We start from the raw sequence: 20,240 nt of genomic DNA, 5'->3' as shown, positions 1-20,240 counted from the left end.
TCGGGGTTTATGGAGAACCCACCGAGCGTGCCTACTACTTTTAAGAAACTATAAATCCGCCAGTCTCGCCTTCAACGCCTGTATTTGGATGGGTTTGGTTAAATCCATGCGATAGATCCGCATGTGATCCGAACGATCGGAACTAAACACAAGCGTTTTTCCGTCCTTTGAGAGACTCGGTTCAAAATGTGCCCCGATGTGATTCGTGAGTTGGGTCTTGTTTGTGCCGTCGGCATCCATCGTCCAGAGCGTGTAATGGTTATGCGCGTTCGAGACATAGATAATCCGTTTGCCATCCGGACCGAAAGTCGGATGGTAATGCGAACCTGTAGTTCCATAAGTCAATTGCTGGACGGTGCCTCCGTCTGCGTTAGCACTGAAAATGTGGTAGATGTCATCTACCATGCCCGTAAAAGCGATTTGCTTCCCATTGGGTGCCCACGTTGGATGCCCGTCATCTACATCGTTATGTGTGAGCTGCTTCATGTTTGTGCCGTCAATATGAATGACATAGATTTCTAACGTATCGTTGTTCTCGGTGCTTCCGGGTTCGCTTTCGGTTCCTTGCGCAGGTACTTTGGATTCAAAGGCGATTTGTTGCCCATCGGGTGAAAAGACAGGGGCGCGCTGCGCCCCCTCTATATCGATGAGCGGACGTTGGTTTCTTCCATCGACATCCATGAGGTAGATCGTCGCAGTCCTCGGGTCGGAACCACTCGCCTGGACAGATGGAAGCATCATACCGCCACGTGTGCGTTCTGAAACGAAGGCGATCGATTGACCATCCGGTGAAAAAGCAGGCATATACTCATCAAGTTCATCAGTATGCGTGAGCTGCTGTAGCGTGCGGGTCGTGAGATCCATGAGATACAACTCAGCGTTCTGGAGGCGATTTGAAGCGAAGGCGAGCCATTTTCCATCGGGTGAAATTGCGGGACTATAATCGTCGGTATACTTTGCAGTAAACGTCATCATATTCCCCTTTTCAGTGAAGGTCTGCTCGTAATCATCGCTGCCTTCGGTGCGAATACGTTGGACGTGGTAGGCATCTCCTGTGAGACCCGCTAACTGAAGGAGAATTTCCTTTTTTGGGGAACCGCTCAGCAGACTTTGAAATTCGGTGCGCGCGAGAGAACGGTTTCCGCTGTGCCAATAGACGCGCCCGAGTGCGAGTGCTATTTCCGAACGTTTCGGTGCCAACTTTGTTGCATTTTTGAATGCATTGACTGCTTGCGTAGCATCACCTAATCCTTCATGCGCTAAACCGAGCTGATAGTAAGCCTCGGCATTGGATGGACTTTGCTTAAGTGCCGCCTGAAACTGCTGAATGGCAGACGTAGCGTCGCCTGTTTCAAGAAACGCTTTGCCGCGCTCAATAGTGGGATCTCCACCACATGCGAGCAGGATTAGAAACATAGAAATGAATAGATAGAAATAGTTTCTCATTTTTTATGGCTATCGGCAAGGATGGCGGTCGGGGCGTTCTGCTGCGCTCCACTCTCAGCGGTCGGCTTTCAGCAAAGAGGGTTCTCTTAAACGATGAACTCTTTACCGATACCCGAGAGGTTTTTTCGGAAGAAAAAACCGCCCCAACTGCCGACTGCTATTTTTCTGACTGCTGACCGCCGATGGCTAATTGCTATTCCTGTGTTATATGGATTCTTTGGTTTGTTGGGACATTATGGAGTTTCTGCGTCTTCCCGTTCTGCCAAGTAACCTGTAACGTCTCAATCTGTGTGGCGTTTCCCACGCCGAATTCCGCGACGAGACTGTTGGAGGACATGTAACTCTCACCGGCGTAAATTTCTCGGATCTGCGTCTGATCTGCCGTTTTCACTCGAATTTTCGCGCCGATAGCATCCCGATTCGCGCCCGTTCCAACGAGCTTGACATAGACCCAATTGTTGCGGTTTCCGCCCTCATTACGCAGTAATGTCGGTGGGGCATGGTTGTTGACGATGAAAATATCGACATCGCCATCGTTATCATAATCTCCAAATGCTGCCCCGCGACCGACTCGGAGAGGGAGTGCCGCAATTCCCGCCTCTTGACTGACATTGCTGAATGTCTCGTCTCCATTGTTTCGGAACAACATATCAGGCTGAGGGATAAGCACCTCTGGTCGTCTGAGTTCTTGAAAGGTGCTACCGTTCGTTACAAAGATATCCAAGTCCCCATCGTTGTCGTAGTCAAAGAGCGTAGTGCCCCATCCGATCTGTTTGATGCTCTCTTCAGCAAGCAGGGAGGTGTAGGATTCATCTACGAACCGTATCTGTTCAGTTCCGACATCCTCTTTGAGCAAGTTTCTATAGAGGGCATTCTCCTCGTCCACCCAATGGCTCATAAAAAGATCGATATCACCGTCAGCGTCGTAATCACCAGCGGTGAGTCCCATCGAACCGCGGAAATCTGCTGCCCACGACTCCGCACTGACATCCGTGAATGCACCGCCACCATCGTTGCGATAGATATGGTTCGTGGTGGTATCATTTGCAACATAAAGGTCCAGATCGTTATCGTTGTCAAAGTCGCTAAAGACGGCTTGCATGCTTCTACCGCCTCCTGCCGCGATTCCCGTTTCGTCGGTGGCATCGGTAAAAGTGCCGTCCCCGTTGTTTCGATAGAATACGTTATCCTGTGGTTCAAAGACGTGCGGATTCAGAGCACTCGGCACAGGTTTTCCAGATTGTAGGGACTCTTCCTTCATCTGTTCTAATTGTTCTAAGTCATAGATGACATAGTTGCAAACGTAGAGGTCCAAATCGGTATCGCCATCTACATCAGCGAAGGCGGCACCTGTGCTCCACAATTCGCATCCGACACCAGCAGCTTCCGTTACATCACTAAAAGTGGTGTCCCCGTTGTTCCGATAAAGAACATTCTCACCATAGTTGGTTAGGTAAAGATCAAGGTCGGCATCACCGTCGTAATCTGCGAAGACGCACCCCATGCCGTAGCCTTGATGCCCAACCCCCGCGGTGTGCGTGATGTCCGTAAAAGTGCCGTCCCCGTTGTTCCGATAGAGAGCATTTGCGTTTCCCTTATGACCCTCTCCATCTTGTGTAAAGGGACCGGGAATATTAACAATGTAGAGGTCGATGTCTCCATCGTTGTCTATATCGGCGAAGCCTGCCCCAGAGCCCATATCTTCTGGAAGTAGGCTGGAACGCGTGCCGCTCGAATGCTGAAAACGGAGGCCAGCTTCATTCGTGGCATCAACAAAAGTAGCCGCGTTTAGCGTCATGGAGACCGATAGCATAGAGATCGCAAACACTACGAAGAAGGCATACACGTGATATTGGCTGTCGGAAGAATGGTTGTCGGTGGAATAGCATTGTCCCGCAAGCCCACACGCGGCTTGCGTCACGATCAGGTCGGGTTTCTCCGAAACCCTTTCAGCAGTCAGTAAAGAGGTGTTTTTGATAGGGTGTTTCCCCTCGTTTAAGTTAACTCTCTTGCTAATTGCTGATTGCTGATTGCTAATTGCTAATTGCTGACGGAAACTGATGGCTGATGGTTGATGGCTATTTTTCATGTTTCCAAGAAATTGGTAAAAATGGTTCCGCTGTGAAAACGTTCATCGTTGAGGATATTCTGGAAGAGCGGAATCGTAGTCTTAATACCTTCAATTTTGAATTCAGACAATGCACGTTTCAACCGTGCAATCGTCTCTTCTCGATCCTTGCCCATTGCGATGAGTTTTGCCACGAGTGAATCGTAGTGCGACGGAACAGTATACCCCGTGTAGAGGTACCCATCAACCCGAATACCGATGCCGCCCGGAGGATGGTAGGCTGTGACAAGTCCCGGTGAAGGCATGAACTGATTTGCTGGGTCTTCGGCGTTAATTCTGCATTCAATTGCGTGTCCTTGGATGTGAATATCAGATTGATTATAACCGAGTTCCTCTCCCATCGCAAGTCGAATCTGTTCTTTGATGAGATCAATGCCGGTGATACTCTCTGTGACAGTATGTTCGACTTGAATCCGTGTATTCATTTCTAAGAAATAGTAATTCTCATCTTTATCCACAACGAACTCAATAGTTCCTGCATTTGTGTAGCCAATCGCTTTTGCGGCTTTTGCAGCGGCTTTACAGATATCGTTGCGCAGTTTCGCTGGAATCGAGGCAGCAGGTGCTTCTTCCAAGAGTTTCTGTTGTTTACGCTGGATAGAACACTCTCGTTCACCTAAGTGGACAACATTGCCGTGAGTATCGCCGAGGATCTGAACTTCGATATGTCGTGCTTCTTCAATCCATGTTTCAAGATAGACATCCCCATTACCAAAAGCCGCCTCACTCTCTGCTTTCGCAGTGTGAAAAAGATTCAGTAGGCTCGGTTGATTTTCGGCGATTCGGATGCCCCGACCACCACCACCTGCGACGGCTTTGATCCCGACTGGATATCCGATTTTCTCAGCGAGCTGCGCTGCCTCCTCGGCGGTGTCAACTGTTCCTTTTTTGTTGCTTTTACGCCGACCGCGCTGGCTACCGGGTACAAGTTTCAGTCCTGCTTTAGCCACAGTTTCGCGTGCCTTCACTTTGTCACCCATCGTGGCGAGATCTGTGATGGAAGGTCCGATAAACTTTATCTGATGCGCCTCACAAATTTCCGCAAACTGCGCGTCCTCAGCAAGGAAACCCGCTCCAGGATGGATCGCGTTGACATTCGCATAATCTGCAACAGTGATAATATTGGAGTATTTGAGATAACTCTCCGTTGAGGGGGGCGGACCGATACAGATGGCTTCGTCAGCGTATTTAACGTGTAGTGCATCTTCATCAGCGGTTGAGTATATCGCTACCGTTTTAATCCCCATGTCTTTGCAGGCACGGATGATCCGGACAGCGATCTCACCGCGATTTGCTATTAGTATTTTTTTTATCATCTTCTTTTTTATCGTTGTCAGTTAAAGTTGTCGGTGGTCGGTTAAGAGATTGTCGTTTAACACATCCTTCTTGTGACCGATAACCGAAAGGTTTTTCGTAGAAAAACCGCACCGAGAACCGATACCCATAAAGCCCTATGTTTGTTTCACTCGGAACAGGGGTTGTGAATATTCAACCGCCTCGCCATCTTCAGCGAGGATCTCTAAAATTACACAATTGAATGGAGCTTCCACGGGATTGTAAGTTTTCATGACTTCAAGGACGGCAACGGGTTCACCCGTTGCAACGATGTCCCCAACTTTTACAAAGGGTGGTTCATCAGGGGCAGGGGAGCGGTAGAAGCGCGAGGGCATAGGGGCACTGATGAGGGCATTATGTGCTTCCGCGCCACCTTCGGCATCAGGCGTTTCTACAGGAAGCTGCGGCGCCCCTACTGCTACATTCGTCTCTGCGGGACGTAACGGAGGCTGTTCATATCCGCCGGGATTCCCGCGATGTCTGGAAACCTGGACCTCGAACTCGTTGTCCCGGACGCGGACTTCCGAAAGGTCGGTGCGGACGAGAATTTCTGCTAATTGTTCAACAATTTCTAAGACATCATTGTTGTTTTGTTCAGCAGATTGAGATTTATCCTTCGATCTGTTTTGGCGCATTTCTTTTTTCGCAGTCGGCTATCGGCTTTCAGCCATCAGGGACCTTGGCGACGTTTTAACTTCTGCGAGAAGGTTATCCAGTTGCCGACGGTAACTGACGGCTGACGGCTGACCGCTGATTGCTACTATATCCTTTCTACATATTTTCCGGTACGCGTGTCAACTTTGATACGCGTTTCGTTCTGAACAAACAAAGGAACATTAACGACACCGCCCGTCTCAAGCGTGGCACGCTTTGAACCACCGCTGACAGTATCCCCTCGTAATCCTGGATCGGTCTCAACAATCTGAAGTTCAACGAAGTTCGGAAGTTCAACGGCAAGTGGGATTGCCCCTTCCATTTTAACGGTGACCGTTTCACCCGCTTTTAGGTACTTCAAGTCATCTCCGATGAGGTCTACAGGGAGAGTGTGTTGTTCAAATGTTTCGTTATCCATAAACCACAATACCTCTCCATCCCGGTACATATACTGCATCTGATGGTCCATGAGCCTGACGGTTTCGACATTTTCATTAGAACGGAACGTTCTGTCCAAGACGGCACCGTCGGAAATCCGTTTGATTTTGGTTCGTGCGAAGGCACCACCTTTCCCTGGCTTGACGTGGTCACAGCTGACTATGGTATAAATAGTATTGTTGAGTCGGATAACCAACCCGTTTCGTAAATCGTTAAGTGCTGCCATTTTCTCCTCATTTAAATGAATCGCAAAGCGTTAAATCCAGCGATTGGATCCATACCGGTTTTCGTTGAAAAGCCGCCTGCACTGTTGTTGCAGGCTGCCATCGCTTCTTTTATTTTCTCTTGATGATTGCTCATCTTTCTATGATTGTTCGGCTTAACCGGAAGCCACCGTAAAACGAAGTGGAACGGTGCCCAGATTTAATAATTTAATAATGCGATTGCCTGTTCCAACGCCTTTGCTCTGTGACTCATCCGGTTTTTTATTTCTTCTCCTAATTCCGCGAAAGTCTGATTATAACCATCAGGTACAAACACGGGATCGTAACCGAAACCGCTCTCTCCCACTGGATCATGCCTGATGTGTCCCTCGCAAATACCGAGCACCACTTCAGGTTTGGGATTCGGCGAAGGCACGCCATCACGATGATCGTTATCGCGTGACCTTCGAGGATGTACCAGTGCAATCGCAGCGATGAATCGTGCCCGCCGATTCGCGACACCGTCAAGCGCCTGAAGGAGTTTCGCAATCCGAGTTTCATCTGTTGCGTCTTCTCCCGCCCAGCGTTTGGAGTTAATACCTGGCGCGCCGCCGAGAGCGTCTACCTCCAGCCCCGCATCGTCAGCGAGCGTGAGATGGGACGTATATTCAGCAATAATAGATGCCTTCTTAACGGCATTCTCCGTATACGTTTGCCCATCTTCAATTACCTCTGGGGCATCTGGATAACTTTCCAAAGAGATAACCTCGATCGGATAGGCACAAGACCTATCCCTACTACCGCAGAGCATGTTCGTGAGTTCTCTGACTTTTCCTTGATTACGCGTCGCCAATATGAGCTTCATCTAAATTCTCCAATATCATCCGATTCTGGAGTCGGATAAGTTGTTGTATACCTCCAACGGCGAGATCCAGCATTTGGTCATACTCGTTACGCGAAAAGGGTTTTTCCTCCGCAGTGCCCTGTATCTCAATAAATTCTTCGCTTCCTGTCATCACAATGTTCATATCAACGTCCGCTGTTGAGTCTTCTGTATAGCAGAGATCTAACATCGCTTGACCATCGACGAGTCCAACACTTGTAGCGGCAATGTTGTCAGTAATAGGAAGATTTTTAATCCTTTTGGTTTTAATGAGTGCTTGACAGGCATCCCAGAGGGCGATGAAAGCACCCGTAATGGATGCAGTGCGTGTCCCACCATCAGCCTGAATAACATCACAATCGACCCAAACTGTCCGCTCTTCCAAGGCGTATAAATCTACAGCGGCACGTAAGGAACGACCAATAAGACGTTGGATCTCCTGTGTTCTCCCAGAAACACCGCCACGGGTTGCCTCACGTTGCATCCGTTCGGAAGTGGAGCGGGGTAACATGGAGTACTCTGCCGTCACCCACCCCTTATTTCTAATACGCTGATCACGCATGAAACGCGGCTGTTGGTCAATCACAGAGGCAGTGCAGATAACACGAGTATCTCCGGTTGCGACGAGCACAGAGCCTTCGGCATGTTTGATATAGTGTCGTTTGATTGTGACAGGACGCAGCTCATCTAATGCGCGTCCATCCTCTCTTACCATATTTCTCTTTCCTATTTTTCTTTAGCCATCAGCAGCCAGGGGGATTTTTTCAAAAAATCCTTTCAGGGGTCGGTAGGAATGGTTTCCATCAGTCGTTTAACGAAAGCCTCTTTACTGACTGCTGATGGCTGATTGCTATTCTAAGGTTTCGAGCAACGCTAATGCTTTTGTATAACTTTTCCGTTCAAGATAGTGCAGAAGCATCTTAGGTGCTGTCGGCGCGAGTTCCTGATGCAAGGCATCAATTTGTTCCAACTGTTCCAATATATCCTCACCTGTCTCAATCCGCTGCATCATAGTTTCCAACGCTTGCCTAAGGTCGGAAAAACGTTCAATTTCAACTTGCATCTAATGACTCCAGTTCATCAACGGCTTTGCAGGTTCGCAAATGGACGTTTTGTGGTGGATCATCATAGCCTTTCCATGCGTACGGATCGACACCAGAGACCGGAATGACACATCTCCGATCAGCACTGGCGGGACGTTCTCCATCTTGAATTGACCAAGGTAACAGCGACCATGAATTGCAGTAATGGTTCACCAAAACCCTGCGATATGTATCTCCACGATTTTTACGAGAGCGGTGGAGTAGATAACCGTTAAAGAACACTAATGTGCCAGTTGTAACTTCGACGGGCACCTCATCTGTGTCATCAAATCCGTAACTCTCCCAGGCGAAATCGAATTCATCTGGGTTCTCGTGGTATCTCTGTGGATAGAGATACCCTCGACGATGCGAGCCGGGAAGGACCCATAAACAGCCATTTTCTATCGTTGCATCGTCCATGGCAGTCCACGCACCAATCAAGGAGCGATCGCGAGTCGGAATATAAAATTCGTCCTGATGCCATGCCTGCCCTTGAAAATCGGGCGGTTTCACAAAGAGCATCGACTGCATACACTTGACGCTTCCGTCCCAGTGGGGTAAGTGTGCAGCAGTTATCTGGCTCAGAATACCACAGATTTTCGAGTGCTTGACGTACTTCTCGATAACTGGGCTGACAAAATGGGGTTGATGAATGCACAGGATACGTCCAATGGCCTCGTCATCGCTCATATCCTCAGGAAGCGGTTGGAGGCTTTCACACGGGTATCCACCTTTGGCAAGCGTAATAGTGTCCTGCCGCAATTCCTCTACCTCATCCAGAGAAAGCAGATCTGGGACAATCAGATACCCGTTATTGATAAAAAATTGGACCTGCTCCTCAGATACGATTTGTGGTACCTCAATCGGTGCACTCGGTTCAAAGTTCATTTTTTAATCTATTGCTCCTGTACGCAAGCCGACAGATTTGCCGATTGCTGGTTGCTATTCTAAACACGGTTCGCGAGGAACATCTCTGTTATTGCTAAAGCAAAAACCGCAAACATAAGATAGATCCATACGTTTTGATTATTCTCTACATCTTCATTGTATTGCGCCACCAGTTCTGTCGTCGGTTTATCTTCGCCTGACTCGTCAGCTGTGCCTTTCAGCATACTTGCAAGCTCCTCAACATCACGTGCCGCAAGATTGGACTCGGTCGTATCGACGTTGACGACAAAGTATTCCGTAACCTCTGTACCAGACCTATGAACGGAATAGATACCGGGTATTGCTGTGTCCGTATATAAAACACTACTTTGTAGCGTATCTTCTGCTGCAGATGTAACATCTTTGTTTTGTCCCAAGCGTATCTCAACGTTGTTCGGATTGAAAATAGCGACTTCTCTGTTCTCCCTTACAACTTCCTTCCCAATCTCAGAAACTTTCAGTTCGACATAGTCTCCTACATGGTAATTGGGTAGCGTTTCTGCGTCCTTAAGTGCGAGATACTTAATGGATTCATGAAGGAAAGGTAAATAAACCGCGCGAATCGGTAGATCGTTCCATTCTCGGTCTATGGTCGAGGTAAAACAGAGCACACGTCCCATGTTTCCGTAAGGCTTTTCAAAGAGCGCAGGGCTGCCATCATCATAAGAAGCAATGACAGTCGCATTTGCCGTGGGTACCGCCTGAAAAATTCTATAAAACCGCGCTTTACCAAAATCACCATGGTTCGGTTCCTTGAACGGCGCGAAAATCGGGTGTTCGTACTTCACTGTCGCAAGGACGCGGAATTGCTGACGATCGAAAGCGTCGCCGACGGGTTGGACGAAGTTACAGGGCATCAAGCCTGTCTCACCACCAAGACGTTGTTCATAGACATCAGGGTCTATATTGTCACCCACTGTCAGAATCAATCCTCCGCCTGAAGCAACGTAAGTCGTCACACGCCTGGCTTCGTTAGAAGAGAGTTGTGCCACGTTGGCAAGCACCAGAACATCCGTGCGATTGAGTATCGCCGCGTTTGGCACCGAACTCGATTCGGTAAAATCAATCGGCACCGCATCACGACCCGCCGTTAACGCCATTTTCATGAAAAATGTTCCCATTGTCTGATGGGGGCTTTGCGTCCGCGGTTTGTCACTCACCGCATGAACCTTGATTGACCGCAAACTTTGTAAAGTGAAATAACGTTTGTTGTCAACCTGAAGCGCATCTTCAGGCAGTTCAACCCAACCCGTATGTGTTGCCTCATCTTGCCCGCTATCAAAACTGGCGATTCTGAAAGCAGCATCCGCGAGGTCGTCCGGCTCAATGTCAAGTTGGACGGTGTGGATCATGTTTCCATCTACGAACAGACGAACCGGTAGATTTTCAACTGCCTCGTCGCTGAAATTACGGACGCGTGCAACCAGATAGGATGCTTGCTGTTCCTTCAGGACAACAGGGGGTATATTGAGACCTGTTATCGCGAAATTGTGCGGTTGTTCAGGATGGACGTCAATAAACTGAATTTGGACATCAGGGTTGAGTTTGTCCGTTTCAATGAAGTTTTCCCATCCCCGCTTTTGCATATCCGCTATCACATAAATCTGTTTTTCACCGATAAGAATAGACGCAAGTATTTCATCCGCGGTTTGCAGGGCATCTAAATAATCTGTCGGTTTATAAGTGGCTTCTGCATTGTTCAAAGCCGTTCGAATGTGTGAAAACTCTGAACCGAGTGGGGCAACGACGCGGGCATTGTCCGAAGAAAGAATAAGGCAAGCGGCATCGGTTGCGTCAAGCCCATCGAGAATTTTGATGCCCTCCCTTTTGGCATTTTCAAATACCTCCTCATATTGCATGCTATAGGAGGTATCGAGAATAACAATTGTGTTTCGTTTTCCACCCGTTTTCTGGGCAATAATTGGAGCTTCGGCGAAGAAAGGTCGTGCAAATGCAAAACCGAGAAGTGCCAACATCAGAATACGCATCAGCAGAAGCAGTAGCCGTTTCAACTTATGCCGTCTCACGTTGGTTTGATGCGACATCTCGATGAAACGGATGGTACCGAACACCAATTGTCTTGCACGTTCTCGGTTCAACAGATGCAAGATGAGTGGAATTGAGGCACCAACAATACCTGCTACCGCGAATAAAGGAGCTAAGATTCCTAATCCAAACATATTTTAAGGATTGTCAGTTATCAGTTGTTAGTTATTAGCAAGAATTCTCTTTGCCGACGGCTGATAACCGAAAGCCGAAAGCCACAAATTAGAGAACCCCTTGCCGCTTAGCGAGATAGGATGCCAACGCTAAATCGATCGGTGTTGCTGTTGTTATCAGGTTGTAATCAATATCCGATTGCCGTAGCGCAAGCCTATAAGTATCAAGAAATGTGTTGAAATTATTCAAATAACTCTCCTGAATCGCTTGCGGTGTTGTGATAATCTCAGCATCACTTTCCGAATCGATAAAACGGATAAGTGCCTCCGAACTCCTTCCTGCTTCAAAGTCAGCAAATGCAAGTTCCTGATGTGCGAGAACATGAAAGACGATGACTTCATGTCCCTCGTAGCGCAGGTGTTCCAAACCCTCGATAACTTCTGACTGCCCATCTATATCACCGTCATCGTAGAGGTCGGAGACGAAGAGGACTAAGCCGCGCTTGGTGAGACGTTCGGCGATTTGATGCAAGGATGTCCCCATCCGTGTGCTTTTTGCGGTCTGTAACGTCTCCAACGTGAGTAAGATCGAATGCAAGTGCGATGTACTACTTCGAGCGGGAAGGTATTGGCGCAGTGTATCATCAAAGTACGCAAACCCAACAGCATCCCGCTGCTTCGCCATAAAATAGGCAAGTGACGCGATGAGGAAACTTGAGTATCGTAACTTTGTTAGTTTTTGTCCCGTTCTGCTCTCCTCTATGGTTGGATCATCCACTTGTGTCTCATCCACCGGATGCAACATAGATTCGCTTGCGTCCAAAAGGAGGTAGCAATTGAGATTGGTTTCTTCTTCAAATTGTTTGATATAGTAACGATCCGTGCGAGCGTAGGCTTTCCAATCTATATGTTTGGTATCGTCTCCCGGCATATATTGTCGATATTGCGAGAATTCGACACTGAACCCGTGATATGGGCTTTTGTGGAGTCCGGAGATAAAACCTTCAACGACAAATTTTGCAATCAATTCAAGATTCCCGATTCGGGCGAGGATTGCTGGATCTAAAAAGGAGCGTCCGACTGGTGGACTTTGCTGCATGCGTATTCTCTCAGTATAGCCGTCAGCCGTCAGGACGGGTTTTCTCCGAAAACCCTTTCAGCAATCGGTAAAGACGCAAACGTTTCAGGAACGTTTCTTTCTTTGCCGACTGCCGACTACTGATGGCTGGTTGCTATTCTCACTGTTTCCTCAAAATAAGTAGGGTAAGGTCATCAAACTGATCGGCTTCTCCCTGAAACCTCATAACTGCGTCGTGAAGATGTTTGAGGATACCCTCAGCATCAGAATCCTTGCACGCTTTGGAATCCTCTACGAGTCGGTCCTCCTCGTAATACTCGTCGTCAACATTCTCGGTTTCTGTGACACCATCTGTATAATATATAACGACATCACCGCTTGTGAGTTGAACATGCTCTGCTTCATACTCAGCGATGTTTGAAACCATATCGTTCGGGAACATCCCGAGTGGAATACCGCCAATATCTTCACCCAACCACTTATAGGTGCCATCCTTTTTAATGAGCAGTGGCGGATTATGTCCTGCATTCATCGTCGTCAGGATGTCCGTTTCTGGGTTAAGATGACTGTAGAAAAAGGTAGCGTATTTCTCTTCTGTGCCACTGGCATAAAGGAGTGAGTTCAGTGTCAAAGCCATTTCGGTAAGTTCAGCGTACAAGGCAGGCACACTTGGGGCGTTTTGCTCTGAATCTTTCTCGGTGGAGCCGTTTCCACGTGACAATTCAGAGATAAGCCCAGCACGTAGAGTTGCCATGAGAAGTGCCGCTTGCATGCCCTTTCCTGAAACATCTGCAATTGCGAGTCCCCAATATCCGGTCGGCAAGGCGATACAATCATAATAGTCGCCGCCAACGGGACCGCGTGGCTCATAATGTCCTGCGATTTCGTATCCCGGAATGTGAGGCAGCGTCTCCGGAATGAGGTTCACTTGTATCTTGCGAGCTTCCTCCATTTCCGCTTGTAACTGGCGCGCCTCCAGTGCTTCCTGATGTAGGTGCGCGTTTTCAATAGCGACACCTGCCTGTTTCGCAAAAGAATCAAGAAGGATAACATCCTCATCGGTAAAAGGTGTGATCATACCCCCGCGTTCCTCTTTATCACCAACAACGAGGATTCCCAGAATGTCACCGTCGCGTCCAGGAATAGGGACCGCCATCAAATTCTTTCCTCCGAAAAGGGTGTCGGATGTTGGTGAACAGTGCCCCGGCAATCCTTCCTTGACAACAGATTTCAACATGTCTACAGACGTTGTTTCTAAGGATACAGGTCCCTCTTCACCAGACGGAACATTGTCCCGCAAGTCTATAGAGACTTGCCCTGTCCCGTCAGCGTCGGAATCGGCTTTGGGATTTTCAACCAATGTTTCTGGAAAAGTGTAGTGCATCTCAAGTTCTTGGCGTTCCGGGCGCGAGAGCATAAGTGCCCCAGCGTTAGCATCTAAGAGTGAAACAGCCTGGTGCACGACTTGTTCTGAGGCAGCTTCAGGTTGTAGGAGCTGGCAGATTTGCGGGGCACTTTCCGCGAGCATGAACAATCGAAATTTTTCGCTTTGAATGCCCTCCACCATTTGCGAATAAGCGATGGCGATCGAGATTTGGTGCGCAAGGGTTGTTAACAATTCCATCTCCCATGTTTCCAATGTCTCTCTGCCCAAAAAACTGCCTAAACCAATCATTCCGAGAAATTCATCTTGAATTTTTAGGGGTATCCAAAGACGTATGTCAGTAGTTTTGACGAAGTTAGCTGTCCGAGCGAAGAAGGACTCAAGACATTCTGGGAGGTTTGCATTCTCAATGAATGGATGTTGCAGCAACCCCTCGATTTCGCTTTCTTCAACGGTGATAGGTAAAAATGTGTGATCAGGTGATGCCGCAACGACTTCGAGATTCTGCCGCGTCCGATGGTAACGGAGGATCGCGCCGCGTGTGACTTGCAAAGTTCCAAGCGTGATTCGGAGATAGGTTTTACTTGAATGATTAAAGTTGCTGTGTCCGGAGATTAACGTTTGTCCCAGATGCTCTAACTCGGACAGACTGAAAATAAGCCGCTCCATCGTCTGCTCCGCGGTATTTTGGGTCTGATGGGCTTGCAAACTGTCTCCTGACGTAAGTTTGCTCGGATCTTTCATAGTGCTCCATCCAAATGACATTGGTTTTTATTTACTGTTGTCTTCTGTTCCCTCAAACATGTACTTAATGCACTGGAACATATTCTCCCCAAAAGGTATCCGTGGAGGTTATAGGTTGGCAATAGCAGATTCTTCGTCTGGGAAGATGCCTGCGTATTTGGCAATTGCCATCATACGGAATGTGCGCTCCTGTGTGGCAGACAACCCACAAAAATTCAGGGAGCCTTCGCGTTCAGTGAGTGCCTCTATAATCTCAATAAGTATAGATATACCAATGCTGTTAATGAGTGATGTTTTTTCAAGGTTAATTACGAGTTGCGTACAACCATTCTGAATGAGTTCCTGTGCTTTCTCGGAGAGTTGCTCTCCGAGGGCATCATTCAGATATCCCGCTGTTTCAATGACCGCGTGCTCTTTCGCCTCGCGAATTTGAATATCAAATTTGTCCAACAAATCGCCTTCCTCCTTAAGTTCTTAACATGGACTTGCGAACTGACCCAAAATAGAAACGTGATATATTAGAATAACGTGTCGTTATAGCAGTACATTTAACACAATTTCGTGAATTATACGCAGTGGGTTCAAAATTTCACTGTAGATATATTGTCCCGCAAGCCTTTAGGGGTTTGCACAATAACGACACAGCAACCTATTGGGAGGATTTCTTTTTCGTGAAACTAACAGTAGTCCCGTTCGGGCTGCTTTCTATAACCACTTCATCCATTAAAGCTCTAATAATTTGTAAGCCTCTTCCGCGCTTACGTAAATCGGGGTGCACAGTTGGCCTACCAAGTAAGCGGGTGCCGTCCAGTGTATCTGCGGTTATACCGACGCCTCGATCTGTAATTTTGACCTCCAGTCGATCGTCTGTAACCAAAAACTGAATATGTACTTCCTTATCCTCGCTTTGACTATGTTCAGAAGCGTTGATACAAGTTTCAATGATAGCAAGTTGAATCTCTTCTACTGCATCTTCGTTGAAGTCCTTCATTTCTGCGAGGACAGAACCAGTTTTCGCCGCGGCAAGTTCCATGTCAGGGTACATCGGTATAGTGAGGAGTACTTTGTGTTCATTTGACACGCTCATTTTCCCTCCTTGCTATGGCTTGCATTTATATTAAAAAGCCTATAAAATTCGTTCACCTAAGTTGGCACTTTCCGGAAATTAAAGGTTTATGAAAAACTTGATTAAACATAATACTATATTTTTTGAAATTATGTCAAGAATTTTATGGTGCGAGCGATTTTGTTTCATCAACAATCCAGCGGGCATCTGCTATGCGTGCAGATGCCTCTGATAATTCCGGTTGGTAGGTTGCAAATTTTACCATATCACAATTGGTAAGCACTTGCTGGGTTTTTTCAATATATGGTGCAGCTATTTCAGCATTTAGCATTGCCTGCAGCAATCCTGTCGTTGTCAACTCCAACGCCGGAATCTGATAATGGGCGTCAATATACTGGCGGAGGACATAAGCAATTTGGGTATGATAGGTCTCCATGTCGCCATGCTTCAACCAATCCGATGTCTCAATCGCCGCCAGTTTTTCGTATGCGACCTCGTGTGCTAACGGTGTGTCATTCTTATCCGGTACAGGGGGAGGCAGGGGTTGACGACGTTTTTGGAGAGAGTACCACAGCAGGATAGTTCCAAAACCGAGTATAACTATGCCACTGATGAAGTAAGGCAGTAGATGCTGCGACATTTCTAAGGGCGGTTTGATATCGCGTAGGTCTTGTCCTCCTAAAGTCCCCTGCATAAGTATTTGTATAAGTACAGACATATTTCTTTCGGAAAGGTGCGACGGACAATCAGATATATCCGAAACCAAGACATCTCACGCAGCGATAGGCCGAATAACTATCGACTTTGGTGAAGTTGGACAGGCGTATTGACAGACCCCACATCCTGTGCATCCGGCATCAATAACCTCTACAATGCCATCTGACGTGAAATGAATTGCCTCCTCGCCAATCGGACACGTATCGACACAGTAAGTACAATCTACGTCTTTCGTCCGAAGACAAGTTTCAGCACTGAAAACCGCCAAACCGATTTTAATATCTTCGGCATAAACGGTTTGCAAAGCACCGCTCGGACAAACATACATGCACGCCAATGAATCACAGATGACGCATGGCTGTTCCTCAGGATCGATATAAGGTGTATTCGTGATGTCGGTTTGAGAGGTTTGTAAAGGGAAAATAGCGTTTGCAGGACAATTCTTGACGCAGTTGCCACACCGATGACACTTTTCTAAAAATTCCGCTTCAGGCAATGCCCCCGGAGGTCGAAAAAGCGGACGGTTCCTCGGTTCCTCAGCGGGCAAAGGATCACTTATCCGGTCATCAAGAAATTCGGCGACCGGTTGGATAAGTTGGTTCAAGGCTTCCTTAAAAAAGCCGCGTCTCCCCGTTTCATCAGGCATCTTTAGCTTCCATCCCTGAGAGTCGTGTCCCGCGTTCGCACAGCACTTTATTCTTCGCTGGCTTTAGGAATTCGGTAACAACATTTATGGCTTCCCTGCATAAGATGTTCCACCCGAACGACTTTCGCCCCCAAGGATTGTCGGAAGAGTGCTGTTTCAATCTCGCAGACGTGCGGGTACTCTTGGGCAATCAAGGCAATCGGACAATTATGTTCTGTTAAGACGTAATCGTCTTCATTTTCGTCAAAACGTGCCATGTACCCTTCTTCATCACGGATTTGGGCAAGTTCCATGACCCGTTCGGATAGCGTTTTTCCTTGGAGTCGTTGTTGATACGTCTGTAACTGTGATTTCATCCGACCTCGAAAGACTTTGTTGATGAAACCGGGTCCGTTGAATTTGGCGACTTCATGCATCAATCCAACAGCAAAGTTGGCGTAAGTCGTGGGGAAGAGACTATTTGCCGCATCGGTCAATTGATAAATATAAGGTGGACGGCCACGCCCCTGCTTTTCCCGGTAGTGCTCGACCAACCCCTCTGTTTCAAGTATGGCGAGGTGTTGTCGGACTCCCATCTGACTGATGTGCAATGCCTCTTTCAACTGACCGATAGTCATGCCAGCACGCATTTTCAGCAATTGCAGGATTCGCATTCGGGTTTCGCTCATTTCACAATTCATGTGATTTCCTCGCAGGATAGTTTACAAACATTATTCTATTTCTCGCTTTTTAAAATTATATCACAATTGGACTTACAAATTCAACATAATTCAACATACAACTGGATACCTGGACTATTTTTTCTTTTGTCTATTTATCGCGTATGTGATACAATTTTGTAAAGGCTTTATCGAAAAGCCGATCGTAATAGGACGGAAAGGAGAAGACGGAGAATGCAGAACGAACTCACCGAATCACAAATTAATTTTTATCAGGAAAACGGATTTCTTGTCATTGAGAACTTTCTGGACGCTGAGGAATTGGCAGAGTGGCGACGTTGCACCGATGAATCCGTTGAGGAACGACTCGGAAACTCAGTCGAATTTATGACGAACCAGATGGATGCCAAGCAGTTTTACGCACGTGTTTTTACGCAGTGCCTTCGCCTGTCAGACACACACGCTGGCATGCGGAAACTGGTGCACGATCCGAGACTCGGTAAGATGGCAACGCAGTTAGCGGGTGTCGATGGCATGCGCATTTGGCACGATCAAGCACTGATTAAACCGCCCCACGGGAATCCCACTGCATGGCACCTTGATGTCCCGTACTGGTCCTTTGATTCACGAGATGCTGTCTCGTTCTGGGTTGCGCTGGACGATGCCACGCTTGCGAACGGATGTATGTGGTATCTCCCCGGTACCCATAAAACAGCCCGTTTTGATAACGTTGGTATTGGAATAAATATTGGTGAACTGTTTAACGTATACCCAGAGTGGAAACAGATTGAACCGCAATGTGCCCCGTGTCCTGCAGGCTCTATTGCCTGGCACAACGGACTCGTTGCACACGGCGCAGGTGCGAATATGACGATCCACCACCGTAGAGCGATGACATGTGGTTTCATGCCCGATGGATGCACTTTCAACGGAAAGCGAAACATCTTGCCCGAAGACTATTTCAAATCTCTTGAAATTGGTGATGTCCTTAGCAACGACAAACAGAACGCGCTCATTTGGCATAAAGACCAAGACGCTTAAGGGGTAAACCCTGATTTCCTACAAATATCTGATGGTTCCCATTTCACCAAAAACCAAGCCTGTAACGAAGTGGAGGGTTTTTGCTCGGGGGTTCTTCAGCTCCCGAGAGGAGAGTGATTAAGCCCAAGCCACATCGTTTAACCGCAAGGAACATTTAAAAAATGGCAAAACAGCCAAATATTGTATTAATGGGAGTTGACTCGCTACTCGCGACACACATGAGTTGCTACGGGTATCACCGATTAACATCACCGCACATCGACCGGTTTGCGGAGGGTGGCACCCTCTTTGAGAAAACTTATAGTCCACACATCCCAACAACGAGTGCTTATGCATCAATGCTAACTGGGTTAGATACGTTCAGCACGCAGGTCGTCGCGCTACGGCACCAAGGACCCCTTCGCGAGGAAATTAAAACGCTGGCAGAAATCCTCCGAGATGAAGGCTACGATACGACTTGCGTCGGGTTCGGCGGTCCAAGCGCACGTGGGTTCGACACCTACCTTGAATATTCTGGATGGGGACCTGACGAAAGCGGTCGAAGTCCGAAAGCTGAAAATCTCAATAAAACAACCCTCCCAGAACTGAATCGACTGATTGATCAGAGCGACGAGAAACCGTTTTTCCTATTCCTGCGCCACATGGATCCTCACTCCCCGTACCTACCGCCTGCCCCTTATGAATGGATGTTCTATCACGGGGACGAGTGTGATCCGAGCAACACCTCTATGGAACCGGTGATGGCGTTCAAACCGTTTTGCGATTACTTTGCCTCATGGATGCCACCGGGGATTACTGATAAAGATTACGTCATTGCGCAATATGACGGCGCAATCGCTTATATGGACGCATGTATTCAGACGCTCTTTAATGCTCTTGAAACGCAGGGCGTGTTGGACGAAACCATTGTCGTTATCAATGGAGATCACGGCGAAACCCTCTATGACCATGAATGCTGGTTCGATCATCACGGTATCTACGATGTCACTTTGCATGTGCCGCTCATTATCCGTTATCCAGGGCGCGTGCCTGCCGGAAAACGGGTTACCGGATACAATCAACATAAGGATCTCGTGCCGACACTTCTTGAATTAGCAGATATAGAAACAGACATCGCATTCGATGGACAGAGCCTTACGCCTTTAATGAACGGTGAGATAACCTCTTACGACAGTGAGTTCTATATTACAGAATGCACGTGGATGCGGAAGCACGGTTGGCGCACCCCTGAATGGAAACTCATCGTTGCACTTGAACCGGACTTCCACTTCAAGCCTCCTGTCGAACTCTACAACCTTATCCAAGACCCCGATGAGAATAACAATCTCGTTGACGAACATCCAGATATCGTCAATGTGCTCGAAACACGAATGAAAAGCTGGATTCTTCAGCGGGAACAGGAGACAGGCTTGACGAATCCGATTATGACACAGGGCGACTGGCACGGGCACAAAGGTGTCGGACCGTTCAAAACCTCCGAGCAGGCATACAATACGATGCACATCGGGGATGCAGGAGCAGCGGCACGTTTACAGGCGAAATCTCGGGATGAATAGCAGTCAGCAGTCGGCTGTCAGAGGGCGGGGTTGCAGTACCTGTCCGCAAGCTTATAGTCCGTAATGAATGGAGAGGTATACGGAAACGGACTGT

At 47.8% G+C, this 20,240-nt stretch carries 19 protein-coding genes; 2 read left to right on the top strand and 17 right to left on the bottom strand.

The window, feature by feature from the left end; translation table 11 throughout:
• Positions 1-48 precede the first annotated feature (48 nt).
• From J4G07_04620 to J4G07_04540, 17 genes are all read right to left on the bottom strand, one after another.
• The gene (locus J4G07_04620) at positions 49-1,446 is read right to left on the bottom strand and encodes a PD40 domain-containing protein (protein ID MCE2413263.1); all 1,398 of its coding nucleotides are present in this window, start codon (positions 1,444-1,446) and stop codon (positions 49-51) included.
• A gap of 193 nt (positions 1,447-1,639) precedes the next feature.
• The gene (locus tag J4G07_04615) at positions 1,640-3,535 is read right to left on the bottom strand and encodes a CRTAC1 family protein (GenBank protein MCE2413262.1); all 1,896 of its coding nucleotides are present in this window, start codon (positions 3,533-3,535) and stop codon (positions 1,640-1,642) included.
• Positions 3,532-4,890, bottom strand: a complete 1,359-nt coding sequence (gene accC, locus J4G07_04610) for an acetyl-CoA carboxylase biotin carboxylase subunit (GenBank protein ID MCE2413261.1) — start codon at positions 4,888-4,890, stop codon at positions 3,532-3,534. The genes J4G07_04615 and accC overlap by 4 nt, the downstream gene beginning before the upstream one ends.
• 135 nt (positions 4,891-5,025) lie before the next feature.
• A complete protein-coding gene (locus tag J4G07_04605) occupies positions 5,026-5,544 on the bottom strand; it encodes an acetyl-CoA carboxylase, biotin carboxyl carrier protein (GenBank protein ID MCE2413260.1) in 519 nt (172 codons plus the stop codon).
• 125 nt (positions 5,545-5,669) lie between these two features.
• Positions 5,670-6,227 carry an elongation factor P gene (gene efp, locus J4G07_04600; GenBank protein MCE2413259.1) on the bottom strand — a complete coding sequence of 186 codons (558 nt, stop codon included), beginning with the start codon at positions 6,225-6,227 and terminating at the stop codon, positions 5,670-5,672.
• A 197-nt stretch (positions 6,228-6,424) separates the two neighbouring features.
• Positions 6,425-7,069, bottom strand: coding sequence for an RdgB/HAM1 family non-canonical purine NTP pyrophosphatase (gene rdgB / locus J4G07_04595; protein MCE2413258.1), 645 nt, complete (start codon positions 7,067-7,069; stop codon positions 6,425-6,427).
• Positions 7,044-7,802, bottom strand: coding sequence for a ribonuclease PH (rph, locus tag J4G07_04590; GenBank protein ID MCE2413257.1), 759 nt, complete (start codon positions 7,800-7,802; stop codon positions 7,044-7,046). Before rph ends, rdgB begins: the two co-directional genes overlap by 26 nt.
• Positions 7,803-7,937: 135 nt before the next feature.
• The gene (locus tag J4G07_04585) at positions 7,938-8,150 is read right to left on the bottom strand and encodes a hypothetical protein (GenBank protein MCE2413256.1); all 213 of its coding nucleotides are present in this window, start codon (positions 8,148-8,150) and stop codon (positions 7,938-7,940) included.
• Complete coding sequence (locus J4G07_04580) at positions 8,140-9,057, bottom strand: phytanoyl-CoA dioxygenase family protein (GenBank protein ID MCE2413255.1); 918 nt, start codon at positions 9,055-9,057, stop codon at positions 8,140-8,142. Before J4G07_04580 ends, J4G07_04585 begins: the two co-directional genes overlap by 11 nt.
• A gap of 59 nt (positions 9,058-9,116) precedes the next feature.
• Positions 9,117-11,276, bottom strand: coding sequence for a BatA domain-containing protein (locus J4G07_04575; protein MCE2413254.1), 2,160 nt, complete (start codon positions 11,274-11,276; stop codon positions 9,117-9,119).
• An 88-nt stretch (positions 11,277-11,364) separates the two neighbouring features.
• On the bottom strand, positions 11,365-12,354 hold the full coding sequence (locus J4G07_04570; GenBank protein ID MCE2413253.1) for a DUF58 domain-containing protein: 990 nt from the start codon (positions 12,352-12,354) through the stop codon (positions 11,365-11,367).
• A 139-nt stretch (positions 12,355-12,493) separates the two neighbouring features.
• The gene (locus tag J4G07_04565) at positions 12,494-14,461 is read right to left on the bottom strand and encodes a SpoIIE family protein phosphatase (protein MCE2413252.1); all 1,968 of its coding nucleotides are present in this window, start codon (positions 14,459-14,461) and stop codon (positions 12,494-12,496) included.
• 108 nt (positions 14,462-14,569) lie between these two features.
• Positions 14,570-14,911, bottom strand: a complete 342-nt coding sequence (locus J4G07_04560; protein MCE2413251.1) for an STAS domain-containing protein — start codon at positions 14,909-14,911, stop codon at positions 14,570-14,572.
• 199 nt (positions 14,912-15,110) lie between these two features.
• Positions 15,111-15,542, bottom strand: a complete 432-nt coding sequence (locus J4G07_04555) for an ATP-binding protein (protein ID MCE2413250.1) — start codon at positions 15,540-15,542, stop codon at positions 15,111-15,113.
• A gap of 148 nt (positions 15,543-15,690) precedes the next feature.
• Positions 15,691-16,245 carry a hypothetical protein gene (locus J4G07_04550; protein MCE2413249.1) on the bottom strand — a complete coding sequence of 185 codons (555 nt, stop codon included), beginning with the start codon at positions 16,243-16,245 and terminating at the stop codon, positions 15,691-15,693.
• 54 nt (positions 16,246-16,299) lie between these two features.
• On the bottom strand, positions 16,300-16,890 hold the full coding sequence (locus tag J4G07_04545) for a 4Fe-4S dicluster domain-containing protein (GenBank protein MCE2413248.1): 591 nt from the start codon (positions 16,888-16,890) through the stop codon (positions 16,300-16,302).
• Positions 16,891-16,937: 47 nt separating this feature from the next.
• The gene (locus tag J4G07_04540; protein MCE2413247.1) at positions 16,938-17,570 is read right to left on the bottom strand and encodes a transcriptional regulator; all 633 of its coding nucleotides are present in this window, start codon (positions 17,568-17,570) and stop codon (positions 16,938-16,940) included.
• 213 nt (positions 17,571-17,783) lie between these two features.
• Between J4G07_04540 and J4G07_04535 the strand changes: the two genes are divergently transcribed.
• Both J4G07_04535 and J4G07_04530 read left to right on the top strand, forming a co-directional pair.
• Positions 17,784-18,590 (top strand): phytanoyl-CoA dioxygenase family protein, encoded by an 807-nt coding sequence (locus tag J4G07_04535; GenBank protein ID MCE2413246.1) that lies wholly within the window; start codon positions 17,784-17,786, stop codon positions 18,588-18,590.
• Positions 18,591-18,751: 161 nt separating this feature from the next.
• Entirely contained in the window at positions 18,752-20,146 is a 1,395-nt protein-coding gene (locus J4G07_04530; GenBank protein ID MCE2413245.1) for a sulfatase, read from the top strand.
• Positions 20,147-20,240: the final 94 nt, after the last annotated feature.

It is taken from the genome of Candidatus Poribacteria bacterium, assembly GCA_021295715.1.
In the GTDB taxonomy this organism is placed as follows: Bacteria; Poribacteria; WGA-4E; order WGA-4E; family WGA-3G; genus WGA-3G.
The sequence above is the reverse complement of the archived record's forward strand: the minus strand, read 5'-3'. Positions and strand labels throughout refer to the sequence as shown.